The sequence below is a fragment of the Hoeflea sp. Naph1 genome, from assembly GCF_046837775.1.
GTDB lineage: Bacteria > Pseudomonadota > Alphaproteobacteria > Rhizobiales > Rhizobiaceae > Hoeflea.
The window spans coordinates 4,604,153-4,619,829 of the sequence record NZ_CP177286.1 but is presented as its reverse complement, the minus strand read 5'-3'; the positions used below and the strand labels follow the sequence as shown (position 1 = coordinate 4,619,829).

General features: G+C 58.6%; 13 protein-coding genes and 1 pseudogene. 3 read left to right on the top strand and 11 right to left on the bottom strand.

The genetic code is table 11. The annotated features are described in order from the left end of the window. Window positions 1-149 precede the first annotated feature (149 nt). Window positions 150-901, top strand: a protein-coding gene (locus tag ACK6D9_RS22125) for an IS5 family transposase (RefSeq protein ID WP_412049012.1) whose coding sequence is annotated in 2 segments (ribosomal slippage) — window positions 150-483 and window positions 483-901 — 753 coding nt in all. Because the reading frame shifts where the segments join, the coding sequence is not laid out codon by codon here. A 52-nt stretch (window positions 902-953) separates the two neighbouring features. Here the strand turns inward: ACK6D9_RS22125 and ACK6D9_RS22120 are convergent. Further along, on the bottom strand, window positions 954-2,120 hold the full coding sequence (locus tag ACK6D9_RS22120; RefSeq protein WP_412050136.1) for a pyridoxal-phosphate-dependent aminotransferase family protein: 1,167 nt from the start codon (window positions 2,118-2,120) through the stop codon (window positions 954-956). 197 nt (window positions 2,121-2,317) lie between these two features. Between ACK6D9_RS22120 and ACK6D9_RS22115 the strand changes: the two genes are divergently transcribed. After that, entirely contained in the window at window positions 2,318-5,173 is a 2,856-nt protein-coding gene (locus tag ACK6D9_RS22115) for an FAD-binding and (Fe-S)-binding domain-containing protein (RefSeq protein ID WP_412051881.1), read from the top strand. Window positions 5,174-5,188: 15 nt separating this feature from the next. Further along, window positions 5,189-5,884: a GntR family transcriptional regulator gene (locus ACK6D9_RS22110; protein ID WP_412050135.1), complete on the top strand. Its 696-nt coding sequence runs from the start codon at window positions 5,189-5,191 to the stop codon at window positions 5,882-5,884. Window positions 5,885-5,897: 13 nt separating this feature from the next. On the opposite strand, the gene ACK6D9_RS22105 is transcribed toward ACK6D9_RS22110, so the two are convergent. From ACK6D9_RS22105 to denD, 10 genes and pseudogenes are all read right to left on the bottom strand, one after another. Further along, a protein-coding gene (locus ACK6D9_RS22105; protein ID WP_412051880.1) for an IS5 family transposase occupies window positions 5,898-6,679 on the bottom strand; the annotation gives its coding sequence in 2 pieces (ribosomal slippage) (window positions 5,898-6,316 and window positions 6,316-6,679; 783 coding nt in all). Window positions 6,680-6,853: 174 nt separating this feature from the next. Beyond that, a pseudogene (locus ACK6D9_RS22100) lies at window positions 6,854-7,564 on the bottom strand (integrase core domain-containing protein); the annotation flags it as partial. Between the two features lie 37 nt (window positions 7,565-7,601). Beyond that, window positions 7,602-8,399 (bottom strand): hydroxypyruvate isomerase family protein, encoded by a 798-nt coding sequence (locus ACK6D9_RS22095; protein WP_412050134.1) that lies wholly within the window; start codon window positions 8,397-8,399, stop codon window positions 7,602-7,604. Then, entirely contained in the window at window positions 8,399-9,043 is a 645-nt protein-coding gene (otnC, locus tag ACK6D9_RS22090) for a 3-oxo-tetronate 4-phosphate decarboxylase (RefSeq protein WP_412050133.1), read from the bottom strand. The genes ACK6D9_RS22095 and otnC overlap by 1 nt, the downstream gene beginning before the upstream one ends. Then, window positions 9,040-10,287, bottom strand: a complete 1,248-nt coding sequence (gene otnK, locus ACK6D9_RS22085; RefSeq protein ID WP_412050132.1) for a 3-oxo-tetronate kinase — start codon at window positions 10,285-10,287, stop codon at window positions 9,040-9,042. The genes otnC and otnK overlap by 4 nt, the downstream gene beginning before the upstream one ends. After that, the gene (gene ltnD, locus ACK6D9_RS22080; RefSeq protein ID WP_412050131.1) at window positions 10,287-11,171 is read right to left on the bottom strand and encodes an L-threonate dehydrogenase; all 885 of its coding nucleotides are present in this window, start codon (window positions 11,169-11,171) and stop codon (window positions 10,287-10,289) included. The genes otnK and ltnD overlap by 1 nt, the downstream gene beginning before the upstream one ends. Before the next feature lie 3 nt (window positions 11,172-11,174). Then, a complete protein-coding gene (locus ACK6D9_RS22075; protein ID WP_322990154.1) occupies window positions 11,175-12,455 on the bottom strand; it encodes a TRAP transporter large permease in 1,281 nt (426 codons plus the stop codon). After that, a complete protein-coding gene (locus ACK6D9_RS22070) occupies window positions 12,452-12,967 on the bottom strand; it encodes a TRAP transporter small permease (protein ID WP_322990155.1) in 516 nt (171 codons plus the stop codon). Before ACK6D9_RS22070 ends, ACK6D9_RS22075 begins: the two co-directional genes overlap by 4 nt. 65 nt (window positions 12,968-13,032) lie before the next feature. Beyond that, a complete protein-coding gene (locus ACK6D9_RS22065; RefSeq protein ID WP_322990156.1) occupies window positions 13,033-14,001 on the bottom strand; it encodes a TRAP transporter substrate-binding protein in 969 nt (322 codons plus the stop codon). A gap of 61 nt (window positions 14,002-14,062) precedes the next feature. After that, window positions 14,063-15,055, bottom strand: a complete 993-nt coding sequence (denD, locus tag ACK6D9_RS22060; protein WP_412051879.1) for a D-erythronate dehydrogenase — start codon at window positions 15,053-15,055, stop codon at window positions 14,063-14,065. Between the last annotated feature and the right edge of the window lie 622 nt (window positions 15,056-15,677).

Here is a 15,677-nt window from a genome sequence, read left to right as displayed (position 1 = left end):
TGCTTGCGATTCCGATTGCTGCCGTTGTTGCAAGCATTCTTGCGATAAATTTCATAGCTTTTCCTCCCAGTAGACTAGGGGCTGTTGACGTTCGGGATTCCCAAATCACCTGACTTCTGATTCAAGGTTGCAAACGGAGGAGAGCAACCTTGACCCGAAGAGTCCTATCCAATTCGCAATGGGCGATCATCGAACCATACTGCCTGGGTAAAACCACCGATCCCGGACAAACCGGACGTGACCCACGACTTTTCATGGAGGCAGTCCTCTGGATCGTCCGCACGGGCGCGCAATGGCGCGAATTGCCGGGTGAGTTTGGCAAATGGAATTCTGTATTCAAGCGGTTCCGCAGATGGGTCAAAGCGGATGCTTTCTATTGTATGTTCAAAGCATTAGCCTCAGACGCCGATCTGGAATACGCAATGATCGACGGTACTATCGTCAAGGTTCATCGCTCGGGTCAGGGCGCAAAAGGGGGACTCTCTGCCAGGCCATTGGACGCTCACGCGGCGGCATAACGACAAAGATACTGGCTCTGACGGATGCGCTCGGTAATCTCGTCGATTTCTGTCTGATGCCCGGGCAAGCTCATGATCTGCGCGAGACCGATGCGTTGATCAGCGGCTTGTCCGCCGGATATTTGCTGGCGGACAGGGCCTTTGACGCGGATTGGCTGCGCAATGGCCTGCTGGATCGCGGCATAACCCCGGTCATACCGCCAAAATCCAACCGGAGGTTCCCGGCAGAGTTCGACAAGGAAACCTACAAATGGCGGCATTTGATCGAAAACTACTTTGGCAAACTGAAGGAAAACAGAGGGATAGCAATGCGCTCTTGCAAAACCGACCAGAGTTTCAAAGCCTTCATCTCAATTGCCGCAACGCTCATTCACACACGGTAAACGTCAACAGCCCCTACTTCATTTATTAAATTTACGTCGTTGCCACGCTGGGTTAACTCCCTCCCTGAAGCAAATCCATTGCAGCACTTACACCCCCCGTATTGTGGGGAATGTCAGCCTTGTTCAGGCCCATTTCCACACCAGCCAAAGTGGCCAACAACATCAGATCGTTGAAATCGCCAAGATGACCGATCCGAAACACCCGGTCAGCCACTTTCGACAGACCGCTACCCAGTGACATGTTGTAATGCTCCAGGGTTTTCGCCCGGAATTGATCGGCGCTGTGCCCCTCAGGCATGAGAACGGCAGTCAGTACGCCGCTTTCCTGACCCTGTTTTGAGCACAGCACCTCCAGCCCCCAGGCCCGAACTGCTGCGCGGGTTGCCCTGCCATGGCGCTGATGCCGCGAAAACACGTTGTCGAGCCCCTCCTCATGCAACATGTCGATCGCTTCATTGAGCCCGTAGAGAAGATTTGTATTGGGCGTATAGGGGAAATACCCGGTCTTGTTGGGCCCGACCATGTCCGCCCAATCCCAATAGGAACGCGACAAGCCCGCCGTCTTGTTGGCAGCCATCGCCTTTTCGCTGACCGCGTTGAACGACAGTCCAGGGGGCAGCATCAGGCCCTTCTGGGAACCAGACACAGTCACATCGACACCCCATTCGTCATGATTGTAATCAAGCGAAGCAAGGCCGGAGATCGTATCGACGAGGAACAGCGCAGGGTGCCCCGCATTGTTGATTGCCTTTCGAATGGCAGCAATCGGCGAGACCGATCCGGTCGATGTCTCGTTGTGCACAACGCAGACGGCCTTGATCTCATGCGCTTTGTCTTCGGCCAGATAGGCTTCGATAAGATCAGGGTCTGCGCCACCGCGCCAATCACCCTCGATGAACTCGGCTTTCAGCTTCAGTTTTTCGGCGATCCGCTTCCACAAGGTCGCAAAATGTCCGGTCTCAAACATCAGCACCCGGTCCCCGGGTGAAAGTGTATTGACCAGCGCCGCTTCCCAGGCACCGGTACCCGATGAGGGATAGATGAAAACGTTCTGATCGGTCTTGAAGATTGTCTTCAGGCCGTTCAGGGCTTGCATCCCAACTTTCGCAAACTCCGGACCGCGATGGTCAATGACCTGCTGCGAGATTGCCCGCAAAACGCGTCCCGGAACCGAACTTGGTCCGGGTATCTGCAAGAAGTGTTGTCCAGTCTGTCTCATGATTCCCCCGGGAGTCTGTCTGCTTTTCGCCCGACCGCATTGGCCTGATCGAGGTCGCGCATCATGTTTGTTGTTGTGCATATTACATTTTGAATTCATAATTAAGTCAACAAAAATCTTGTCTCAAAATTTCTGACCAGGTGGTTCACTTGTCGAATATTGCTCAAATCCTTTCCAAGCGCGTACAAGGCGAAATCATGTTCGACCGGTTTTCCCGCGGTCGTTATGCAACCGATGCCTCCTTCTACCAGATGATGCCGATAGGGATTTTGTGCCCCAAATCTGAAGACGACATCAGCGCCGCCATTGGTGTTGCACGTGAGCAAGGCGTGCCCATCCTCGCCATAGGTGGCGGAACCTCCCAATGCGGTCAGACCGTCAATGAAGCTTTGGTTCTGGATAACACGCAGCATTTCAATGAAATCCTGGAGCTCGATGTCGAAAACAAGCGGTGTGTGGTCCGTCCCGGCATAGTGCTGGATGAGTTGAACCGGGCTCTCAAACCGCATGGCCTTTGGTTTCCCGTCGATGTTTCCACCGCATCCCGCGCAACGATCGGCGGCATGACCGCCAACAATTCGTGCGGCGGAAAATCCATTCGTTACGGCATGATGCGCGACAACGTGCTGTCGATTGAGGCCATCATGGCTGACGGCAGCAAGCACCATTTCGGACCAGACAACACCCAACAGTCGGGGGCCTACGCCGCGCTGTCAGCTGACCTTCTGGCCCTGGGGGCGCGAGAAGCAACGGAGATCGATGCCCGCTTTCCAAAGGTCATGCGCCGGGTGGGTGGCTATAATATCGATGCCCTTGTGCCCAGGGCCGCCCCCAACAATCTTGCCCACCTGCTGGTCGGCTCGGAAGGAACACTTGCCTATTCGACAGCGATCGAACTGAAGCTGTCCCCGCTGATCGCGGGCAAGGCAATTGGCGTCTGCCACTTCCCAACCTTCTATCAGGCGATGGATGCGGCGCAGCACCTGGTCACCCTGCTGCCCCAGGGCGTGGAACTGGTGGATTCGACAATGATTGCGCTGGCGCGCGACATTCCGATGTTCCGGCGCACCATAGAGAACTTTGTCACCGGCAATCCCGAAGCGCTTTTGCTGGTCGAATTCATCGAGGAAGATGTCTCCAACAACGTGGTCAAGTTGCGTCAGCTGGAAGAGATGATGGGAGATCTCGGTTTCTCCTGGTCGGGAACAGGCGACCGCTGGGGCGGGGTTACTTCGGTGACCGATCCGGTTCTGCAAAACCAGATTGCCGAGCTCCGCAAATCCGGTCTCAACATCATGATGTCGATGAAAACCGACGGAAAACCGGTCTCCTTCGTCGAGGATTGTGCCGTGGAGCTGCCGGATCTGGCTGAGTATACGGCAGGACTGACTGGAATTTTTGAGAAATATGGCACCAAGGGCACCTGGTATGCCCATGCGTCGGTCGGTTGCCTGCATGTCCGGCCGGTTCTGAACTTGAGACTGGACAAGGACGTCAGGACGATGCGCGCGGTTGCCGAGGAATGCTTTGATCTCGTTGCGCAATACAAGGGCTCACATTCAGGTGAACACGGCGACGGTCTCGTGCGGTCCGAATTCCACGAGAAAATGTTCGGGTCGCGGATGGTGGCAAATTTCGGTGAAGTCAAAAAGCGGTTTGATCCCACAGGCCTGTTCAATCCGGGAAAGGTTGTCTCCCCGCCAAAGATGGATGATCGGCGGCTGTTTCGTTATGGACCGGATTACGCCGTTCCCGACATGCACACCGAGCTTGACTGGTCCGAGTGGACCGGCAGTGGTGGCGGCTTTCAGGGCGCCGTCGAGATGTGCAACAACAATGGCGCCTGCCGCAAGCTCAAAGGCGGCGTGATGTGCCCGTCCTTCCGTGTCACCCGCAAGGAAAAGGACCTGACCCGAGGCCGGGCCAACACATTGCGGCTGGCAATCTCGGGCCAACTTGGCGCCGATGCATTCGCCTCTGATGAAATGGCCGAAACCATGAAGCTTTGCGTGTCCTGCAAGGGATGCAAAAGTGAATGCCCAACGGGGGTCGACATGGCCCGCATGAAGATCGAGGTACTGTCTGCGCGTGCCAGGAAAAACGGTCTCAACCTTCACGACCGGCTGGTCGGCTTCATGCCGCGCTATGCGATCTGGGCTTCAAGGATCCCGTTCCTGATGAACTTGCGTGACCGGATCCCGGGTCTGGCAAGACTGACTGAATCACTCACGGGATTTACGGCAAAGCGCGCGCTTCCACAATGGAGCGCAACTCCCTTCAAGGACAGCGAGTTAAAAGACAGCGCAGCGCCGCAGGCGGTGTTGTTTGTCGATAGCTTCAACCGCTATTTCGAACCTGAGAACTTGCGCGCAGCAATCCGCGTGCTGCAGGCCGGCGGCGTATCGCTTGATGTTGTCAAGGCTGCCGACGGTGGCAGACCGCTTTGCTGTGGCCGGACCTTCCTGTCCGTCGGACTGGTCGACAAGGCGAAGGAAGAAGCACAACGACTGGTCGAGGCATTGCTTCCCTATGCTGAAAAAGGCCTGCCAATCATCGGCCTTGAGCCGAGCTGCTTGTTGACCCTGCGCGACGAGATCCCCGCACTCTTGCCCGGCAAGCAAACGGCATTGATTGCAAAACATGCCTTCATGTTCGAAGAGTTTATCGCCGCTCAATCTGAAAATCCGGATTTTCGCCTGCAATTGAAATCACCAGCTGCGAAAATAATCCTGCACGGCCATTGCCACCAGAAGGCAATGAACGTGATGTCCAGCATAGAGCAGGTCTTGGCGATGCTTCCGGATTCAACGGTGGAAAAGGTTGAGACCAGTTGCTGCGGCATGGCGGGTGCGTTTGGATATGGCCTAGACACCCATGAAATTTCCCTGCAAATGGGCGAACTCGATCTGCTACCAGCAGTACGGGCTGCAGAGTCCGGTGCCATCATCGTTGCCGATGGCACGTCTTGCAGGCATCAGATCAGTGACAACACGGACCGCAAGCCATTGCATGTCGCCCGCCTTCTGGACATGTCCGTAAAACAGGATGCCTGAGACCAAATGAGTGCAATGACCGATACCAATATGATTGAACGAAGGTCACTCCATCTCGAACTGGTGGAGCGCATCCGTCCGCTTATCGTCGAAAGGCATTTGGAGCCCGGGGACAAGGTACCTGAAAAGAGCCTGTGTGAACGGTTTGGAGTATCACGCACGCCGATGCGCGAAGCCCTCAAGGTACTGGCCGCCGAAGGCCTTGTCCGACTGGAACCCAATCGCGGTGCCTGGGTCACAGTGGTGACTGTCGACGAAGTGGAGGAAGTATTTCCAATTCTGGGTGTTCTCGAGGCGCTGTCCGGAGAACTCGCTTGCGCCAACATCACAGATGCGGAGATCAGTCATATCCGCCAGCTTCACGACGGGATGATGGAAAGTTACCGAAAGAGAATGCTGGCGGATTATTTCAAGACCAACCAGGAGATTCATCGCGCCATTCTCCTGGCCGCAAAAAATCCGAGCCTGACAAATGCATGCCAGGCGCTGTCTGCGCGCATGCAGAGGGCCCGCTACGCTGCGAATTTGTCAGAAGAACGCTGGGCCGCTGCAGTGAACGAACATGAACAGATTATACAGTCACTCGAAGCCCGCGATGGCAAAAAATTGAGCCAGGTTCTGGTCCGACACATGCAGAACAAGCAGGATTCAGTACTAAAATGGCTGCGAAAAGCCAATGCAAACACCACTGGTGAAGGTGATGCAGGTTAGGGGCTGTCGACGTTTACCGTGTGTGAATGAGCGTTGCGGCAATTGAGATGAAGGCTTTGAAACTCTGGTCGGTTTTGCAAGAGCGCATTGCTATCCCTCTGTTTTCCTTCAGTTTGCCAAAGTAGTTTTCGATCAAATGCCGCCATTTGTAGGTTTCCTTGTCGAACTCTGCCGGGAACCTCCGGTTGGATTTTGGCGGTATGACCGGGGTTATGCCGCGATCCAGCAGGCCATTGCGCAGCCAATCCGCGTCAAAGGCCCTGTCCGCCAGCAAATATCCGGCGGACAAGCCGCTGATCAACGCATCGGTCTCGCGCAGATCATGAGCTTGCCCTGGCATCAGACAGAAATCGACGAGATTACCGAGCGCATCCGTCAGAGCCAGTATCTTCGACGTTATGCCCCCCCGAGAGCGTCCAATGGCCTGGCAAAGAGTCCCCCTTTTGCGCCTTGTCCTGAACGATGGACCTTGACGATCGTACCGTCGATCATCGCGTATTCCAGGTCGGTGTCTGAGGCTAATACCTTGAACATACGATAGAAAGCATCCGCTTTGACCCATCTGCGGAACCGCTTGAATACAGAATTCCATTTGCCAAACTCACCCGGCAATTCGCGCCATTGCGCGCCCGTGCGGACGATCCAGAGGACTGCCTCCACGAAAAGCCGTGGGTCACGTCCGGTTTGTCCGGGGTCGGTGGTTTTATCCAGGCAGTAAGGTTCGATGATCGCCCCTTGCGAATTGGATAGGACTCTTCGGGTTAAGGTTGCTCTCCTCCGTTTGCAACCTTGAATCAGAAGTCAGGTGATTTGGGAATCGTGAACATCAACACCCCCTAGTGTTACATTTTTTATATATAGATTTACATTCGATCTAAAATTCATCTGTTCTGTGGCGATGAGCGATCGGGTCTGACTTTGTTTTCAACTTTCTTTGCCTTCGGTCATGGTCTCAAAAGGCGTTCTTCAGCAACACATTTTGCCTTTATGGGTGCGCTCTGTGTTGTTGTGGTGCAGCCACTCATTCAGATCAGCTTGGAACTGTTGGATGGTTTCGAATGGATTTTTGCGGAAACTGATCTGATAGTGCCCCTGCTGGATCGTCCTGTGGAATCGCTCGCAAATGCCGTTAGTCTGTGGTGACTTCACTTTGGTTTTCATATGGTCATTATCATAGATGGCGAGGAACAACTGGTACTCGTATTTGTCCGGCCTGCCACAGAATTCGGTACCCCTGTTGGTTCGGTTGCGCAGCCCCGGAACTCGTCTTCTTCGTAGAACGTGTCCTGCGAACCCAGATAGCCCGGATGGGCCGTTTCGACCTCGCCGCATCCTTCATCGTCGTGTTTCTTCTTTTCAAGCGCCTGTGAACCAGGGCTTCTGTGAGAATAGCGTCGTCGATAGCGACTTTGGTTTCGAGCGCCTTGAGCCGGAGTTTGAAGTTGGCCAGATCGTGCTGTAGCCATATCGAACGCACACCGGACCGAGAAACGTACACTTCCTGCTTGTTAGGCTCGTTGGATGTCCGTGCCTGACCATAGGCTGGGAAGTCGGCCAATCCGCAGAATGCCCGTTCAACGGCTCCACCGAGACGATTGACGAGATTGGGGTTGCGGCGTGTGCGCTCGGAGTCCCAACGCGGCCGTCTTCAAGGGCATTTCGGTAGCGATAAAACGTATCATCATATGGAGAGGCAGATTAGCATGCCGATAAGGGGTCAACTTTGCGTGCCGGTTGCCAACGCTGCGCGGAATGCGGCCAGCCAACCCAGGCCTGCTTGCGTATCTCCATCGGCGCGGGGTTTGTATTCGGCGCCGATGTGGCCATCGTACCCTGATTGGGCGAGACGGGTCATCAGCCAGGGATAGGCAATTTCTCCGGCATCGGGTTCGCCCCGACCGGGAATGGCGGCGATCTGGATATGGCCGATCTTCGGCAGCAAGCGTTCGATGGATTGCGCCAGGTCCCCCTGCATGATCTGCATGTGGTAGCAGTCAAACATGATGCGCAGGGAGTCGTGATTCACCGCGTCGAGGATCCGTTCGGCATGATCGGTGCCCGACAGGTGATAGCCGGGCACGTCACGGGTATTGATCGGCTCGATCAGTATACCGAGGTTCTTCGCCGTCGCGGCGTCGCAGGCAAACCGGAGGTTGTCGACGAAACAGGCTTCGGCCTGTGCACCGCCATCGGTCCGTCCGGCCATGACATGAACTGAATTGATGCCCGCGGCGGCGGCGTAGTCAACCGCGCGGGTGATTTCGGCCCGAGCGTCGTTGCGCCGGTCGGGCAGTGCGCACAGACCAAACTCGCCGGCCGCCCGGTCGCCGGGCCAAGTGTTGAGCGCCAGCATCGGCAACCCGGTTTCGTCCAGCGCAGCGCGCAGATCAGCGACGGGTGTGTCATAGGGAAAGTGGCATTCCACCGCGTCGAATCCTGCATCCTTGGCTGCACGAACCGCGTCGGGCAACGACAGCTCGGTAAACAGAAAACCCAGGTTGGCCGAATACCGCATCAGTCCCACTCCACGTTGAATTTACGCACGACGGTGTCAATCTGGTTGGTGTTCAGCGCGCGCGCGCCGGTGCCGCGAAGCAGTAACGCAAGGCGCGCTGTCTCTTCCAGTTCTTCCATGGCGAAGACGGCAGCCTCAAGATCTTTGGCCGCCACCACAGGTCCGTGGTTGGCCAGCAACACCGCAGACCGCCTCCCCGCCAGTCCGCGCACCGCATCGCCCATTGCCGGATCTCCCGGCACGAAAAACGGCAGCAGCGCAACGCGGCCCACCCGCATGACCGCGTAGGCGGTGAGGGGGGGAATGGCGTCGTTGGGATCTGTTTCGGGCAGCATGGACAGTGCGACGGAATGGGTGGAGTGCAGGTGCACCACGGCCCCGGCCCCGGTGCGGTTTTCGTAGAACGCCGAATGCAGCGGCATTTCCTTGGTAGGCAGATCACCATCGATGTGGTTGCCCGCCACGTCAAACCGCGACAGGCGGGCCGGGTCGAGCCGCCCCATACTGACGCCCGTGGGTGTGACCAGAAGCCCGCCATCCTCGGTGCGTGCCGAAATATTTCCAGACGCCCCCCCCGTCAGGCCGCGTTGAAAGAGCGATGCGGCCCAGAAGCAGATATCCTCGCGCAGCTTGGAATCTGTCATGGCGCGGCCATGACCTGGGCGGCTTTGGCGAAGAAATTCGGTGCGCCAAAATTGCCAGACTTCAGCGCCAGTACCAGGTTGGCGTTTGCGCGCATGACCGGCACGCCCGGGTCGACCTCGGGCCCAATTTCCAGCTGGGTGAGCGACAGCCCCTCGATCACCGCGCCTGAGGTTTCGCCCCCCGCCGTGATCAGTCGCGTGACGCCTTTTGCCACGAGCGCCCGTGCAGTAGCAGCAAACAGCGTTTCGATCGCACCGGCCACCGTGTCGCGCCCATACCGTAGCTGGGCATCGCGCACGGTGTCTGGATCTGCCGAGGTATAGATCAGCGGCAGTCCGTCCTGCGTCAGCGCCCATTCTGCGAGGACTTCGGCGTCAATTTCGCCAGCCATTACCGCGTCGGCGTCGATTTCGCGGGTGGGGTTGGATCGTGCGTGGCGCGCCACCTGCGCCCGTGTTGCGTTCGAGCAAGACCCCGAAAGGATCGCCGCCGGGCCGCTCTGTCCGGTCCAGTTCCCGGCAGTATCTGACAACAGGCCTGCCGCACGGAACACTCCTGGCAGACCCAGCGCGATGCCCGATCCGCCGGTCAGCAGCGGCAGGTTCATGGCGGCCTGGCCGAGGGTAACCAGATCAGTGTCGTTGATGGCGTCGGCCACGATCAGACGGTGGCCCTTAGCATCCTGCGCGTCGAGACAGGTGCGGACCGCCTCTGGCCCCTGGGCAACCACGATTGCCGGCACATGCCCTACGGTGCCGCTGATCTGCTGGGCAAGCCAGCGGCGAAGGTCCGGATCGGTCATCGGGGTGAGGGGATGGTTCTCCATCCCGCTTTCGCTGAGCAGGCGATCGTTTACGAAAAGATGGCCTTGGTAAACCGACCGCCCCGTTGCCGGGAAAGCGGGACAGACCAACACCCGGGTTGCTCCCAGGGCATCGGCCAGGGCCTCAGCCACGGGACCTATGTTGCCTTCGGGCGTGGAATCGAAGGTGGAGCAGTATTTGAACAGGAACTGCCGGCACCCCTGGGCGCGCAACCATTCGAGGGCCTCCAGCGAGAGGCGTACCGCTTCGTCCGCAGGGGCCGACCGGGATTTGAGCGCGATGATGCCTGCCTCGACGTGCGCGTCAGCGGGCTGGTCGGGCACGCCGACATACTGAACGCTGCGCATGCCCTGCCGTGTCAGGGTGTTGCCGAGGTCGGACGAGCCGGTGAAATCGTCGCCAATGCAGCCCAGAAGCATTATTTTTTCTCCGGCAGCGCGATGCCGCTCTGCTTGGCTATGTGCTTGGTCAGTGCGGCATCGTCCTCTTTCCCCAAACCAGCGGCGGAGGCCGCACGAAACTGGGCCAACGCCGCTGTCGCGACCGGAAGCAGCAGGCCAGCGTCTTCGGCGATGCCCTGAACGATGCCCAGATCCTTGGGCCAGATATCGATGCTGGAGCGAGGGGCATAGTCGGCCTCGATCACATGGGGGGCACGATTTTCGAACATCCATGAGGTGCCTGCCGAAGCGGAGATTACCTCGACCGTGCGCGCGAGATCCAGGTTTTGCGAGGCAGCGAAGGCCAGCGCTTCGGCCATGGCGGCGATGTGGGTTCCGGCCAGGAGCTGGTTCACTGCTTTCATCGCCGAGCCTGGGCCGGCGCGCTCCCCGAGCCTGTGCACGGTTTCGGCCATGACATCCAGCAGCGGCTGGGCCGCGTCAAACGCCGCCGCCGTGCCCGACGCCATGATTGACAGCTTTCCGTCAGCTGCCTTGGCCGCGCCGCCCGAGATCGGTGCGTCGAGGTACAGAAGTTCCGCGTTGGCGGCTTGCGCCTCCATCTCAATCGCAAAAGCGGGGGTGACGGTGGCGCAAGAGAGGATCACCCCGCCCGGCCTCAGCCGCCTGGCTAGCCCGTCGTCGCCGAACAACACAGAACGGGTCTGATCAGCGTTCAGCACGACGCATACCAGGGCGTCGGCGTGGTCCGATGCCGCCGTAAGCGCATGGCCTCCCGCCGCGCGCAATGCATCCACCCGACCAGGCGAAAGATCGGTGCCATGTACCGTGTGACCGGCCCGCGCCAATGTGCAGGCCATGCCCAGTCCCATGGAGCCCAGCCCCGCGAAATGAACGATCATGTTTTAATCTCCGAAAACCAGTTCAACCGGCCAGAGCGTGATGGCGGGCACATAGGTAATGACCATTAGCGCGGCAAAGACGGTCAGAACGAACCAGAAAAGCTGGGGAATGATCTTCTCGACTGGCAGGTCGGCAACCTGACAGGCAGCAAACAGGTTCACCCCCAGCGGCGGAGTGATCATCCCCAGTGCCAGGTTGACGACGACAATCAGACCGAAATGCACCGGGTCCACACCGTAAGCGATGGCGATGGGCGTCAGGATCGGCGCCAGAATCAGGATCGCGGCCGATGTCTCAATGAACATCCCGACGACCAACAGCAACAGGTTTACGACCAGCAAAAAGGCGATGCGGTTTTCGAACACGTTCTGGAACCATCTGGCGATATCGTTGGGTAGGCCAGAACGGGTGATCAGAAACGAAAACAGGGCGGCGGCTGCGATGATGATCATGATCGCCGATGTGGCGATCACTGTCTTGGTCAGGATCGCGGGCAGATCGCGAATCTTCAGCTCACGGTAAAGGCCCACGCCGACGATGAGTGCGGCGGCGACGGCCACTGCGCTGGCTTCCGTTGGGGTGAAGATGCCGGAATAGATACCGCCGAGAATGACGATAGGCACGAGCAGTGCGGGCAAGGAGGCAAGCAACGCGCGGCCGACGCTTTCGCGACCTTCGCCGTCACGCTGGCCGATGCCGCGCACCCGGCAGATCACCAGCACAAGCGCCATTAGCGATCCCGCCACCAACAACCCCGGGCCAAGCCCGGCGATGAAAAGCTTGCCCACCGAAGTATCGGTCGAAACCCCGTAAAGGATCAGTGGGATCGATGGCGGGATAAGGACGCCCAGCTCGGCCGACGACGCCTGGATCGAGGCGGCAAAAGGTTTGGGATAGCCATGCGCCACCATCGCCGGGATCAGGATTGCGCCGATGGCGAAGGTGGTAGCCACGCTCGACCCCGAGACCGCCGCGAATAACATGCATGTCAGCACGCAGGTACAGGCCAGCCCGCCCTGAATGCCGCCGACGATCGACTTTGCCAGTGCGACAAGACGTTGAGAAATGCCGCCCGCCGACATCAGGTTACCCGCAAGGATGAACAGCGGGATCGCCATCAGCGGAAAGCTGTCAATGCCGGTGAACATGCGTTGCGCCACCAGCAGAAGCGGCAGACGTCCCTGCGTCTCAATCCCGATGACAGAAGCCAGGCCGATGGACACAGCGATCGGCACGCCCAGCAAAAACAGGATTGCCAGCGACAGGCCGAGAGCGGTATTCACGCTTGCTCCTCCAGCGCAGCGTCGAGAGGGGCGAGCCAGCCGCCATTAGCGCCGCGGATCGCCGCGGCGGTGACGGCGATCATGATGAAAATCGACCCGACTGGCAGCGCGGCATAGACCCAGGCGATGGAGATTTCCAGCGCGGCCAGCTTCTGGTTGATCACCCGACCTGTCATCAGCCAGCCCTGCCAGAACAGGATTGCGAAGAACACCAGCGAGGCGGCGTTGGCCACCATGAATAGCGCCAGGCCCAGGCGGCGGGGTAGGCTGTTCATGATCACATCGACCGAGATCATCGCGCCGTGACGGAATGCAACAGCAACGCCCAGGAACACCGACCATATCATTGCCGATCGGGTAATTACCTCGGACCAGGTGGAGGGTGCGTCGAATACAAAGCGCGTGATCACCTGGAACAGTGCAAGGCTGGCGGCAATCACCAGGAACGCGATGGCACCGCGCAGGGCTAGGCCGGTGGTGAAGTCCTCGATCCGCAGGAAGATGCGCGTCATGCCGGAAGTTCCTTCGATTGGTCGGAAAAGACCGGCGCAAGGTGCGCCGGTCTGTGCTTTGTCAGCTACTTGACGGCCTTGATCCGGTCCACCATGTCGGTGCCATATTCGTCGGTGTAGATCGAATAGGACTCCTCGGCAAGCTCGGCGAAGGGGGCTTTGTCGATGTCCGTCGTGACCTCCATGCCGTTCTCACGCAACAGGGCGACGCCCGCATCCTCAAGCCTGTTTACCTCGGTGCGGGTCGCGGCGGCGCTGGCCTTTGCGGCCTCCATGAACCATCCCTTCTGCTCATCGGTGAGCGCGTCGAATACGACTGGCGATGCCAGGATCACTGCAGGCGAATAGACATGCCCGGTGAGTGAGACGTATTTCTGCACTTCCCAGAATTTCGAGGCTGAAATCACAGTAATCGGATTCTCCTGTCCGTCGACGACGCCCTGTTGCAGGGCTGTGAACAATTCAGGAAAGGCCATCGGCGTGGGTGCAGCACCCATATCGCTGAACGCGGTCATGTGAACGCGGTTTTCCATCGTGCGCAGCTTAAGCCCTGCCAGATCCTCCGGGGTCTTTACGGCGCGCTGCGAATTGGTCACGTGGCGGAAGCCATTCTCGGTCCAGGCCAGGCCGACGAGATTGTTCGCACCAATCTTTTGGAGCAATTCCTGGCCGATCTCGCCATCCAGCACCTTGCGTGCATGATCATAGTCGCGGAACAGGAACGGCAAGTCGAGCACGTACACCTCCGGGACAAAGTTGCCCAGCGGCCCAGTCGAGGTAATGACCACGTCGAGTGAGCCGATCTGCAGCCCCTCAATCATGTCGCGTTCGCCGCCAAGCTGTCCGGCGGGTGCCTGTTCGCCGGTGAATTCACCACCCGACAGTTCGGTCAGCTTGTCGATGAAGGCCTGTGCGCCCAATCCGTAGTGGGATTGCGGTGAAAGCGAATGGCCTACCACGATGGATTGCTGCGCGTTTGCCGCGCCTACCGTGATGGCTAGGGCGGCGACAAGTCCTGTCACTAGATGTTTCATTTCAGTTCTCTCCCTTGGTTGCAATATTGTGCGGACCGCGATGGTGTCGCGAGCCCCTCGGTCATGATGCGGAGGTGTCTGGTACCTTGCCGCTCATTTCGTCCTCCAGATAGATCTCGATGATCCGGCGAAAGGATGTTTCTGCTTGGAACCCGGCATCGCGGGCCCGGGCGGTGTCGAAGTCGCGCGGCCAGCCCGCGACGATGCGGGCCACAGCGGGATCCGGTTCGCGGCGGATGCGAGCGACGGCAGCGGCGCCCGCGACTTCGCGCAAGGCTGCGATCTGGTCGGCAACGGTAGCCGACACGCCTGGCATGGTCATGCTGCGGTGCGCGCCCAGAATGGCGGTGTCCATCGTCGCAGCATGTTCAATGAACCCCACGGCGGCGCGCGGGCTGGCAAACCAGTGGCGCACGTCTTCACCCACCGGCAGCACAGCGTCCATCCCGTTTAGCGGTTCGCGTAGAATCCCGGAAAAGAATGACGATGCAGCTCGGTTTGGCTTGCCAGGACGGATGCAAATGGTGGGAAATCGGATCCCTACACCATCAAGGATGCCGCGGCGGGAATAGTCGTCGAGCATCAGTTCGCCCATTGCTTTTTGCACGCCGTAGGACGTGAGCGGGGTCAGGTGGAAATCGTCCGGGATCCGGTCGGGAAACGGCGCGCCAAATACCGCCAGCGACGATGCATAAACGAAGCGGGGTGCGTAATTATCGGCCAACCGGATCGCGTCGAGTAACGCGCGGGTGCCGTCCAGGTTGACGCGGTAACCCTTTTCCAGATCGACTTCGGCTTCACCCGAAACGATGGCGGCCAGATGCACGACAACATCCGGACGCCCTGCGATCAGACGTTCGGCGGCTCCGGGTTCCGACAGGTCGGTGGCGACAACCTGACGCAAGCCATCGAAACCCGCAGCGACGTCGGGTTCGATCACGTCGGCCAGGGTCAGCGTTGTGACGGGTTGGCCCCCAATCATGCTGGTGGAGGCGACCTTTTCGACCAGTTTACGGCCGATCATTCCGGCGGCCCCTATGATGAGTAGATGCATGTCAATCTTTCGAAATAAGGAGGCGCGCAATGGCAAAGCTGCCAAGACGAAGGAGACCGACGACTCCGCACTTCCGGAAGGTCATTGCGCGCCGCGTTGTAAAGTTCAGCTGAGGTTTCGCCCTGCATGGGGATTTTGACGCGCAGACTGCCTGCCGTCGCGTGGGTTAGCGTGCGCAGATACATTATGAGTAGCACCGGGTTAACGATGCCGGGGAAGGCACCGCCAACCTCGCCTCGCACCCTTCGGCTCCGGCCACGGATTTCACGCCTTCAGAAATATTGTGCCAGAGCGCCAGAACGATACCCGACGTCATGTACACCAACAGCCCTTGTTCCGCGCGTGTGCGGGAATAGGCAGTCAATAACGACAGTCAGGGCAGCAGCAGTCCCGGTCAGCATCCTGCGGTTTATCAATTGATATATCCTCCCATCAATATGATTGTCTTCACCCTGCGCCAGTCATATTGAGATGTTTTACATGTCAAACGTTGCCCGCGTAATCCGGACTTGCCGTTTGTTCCCGTGATGCGCAGCTTCCCCCTCACCGTATAACTGGTCTGAACATTAGACCAAGCTGACGGCGAGTCAACGCCCGGATCGCCTGTGTGACACTTTGGCGG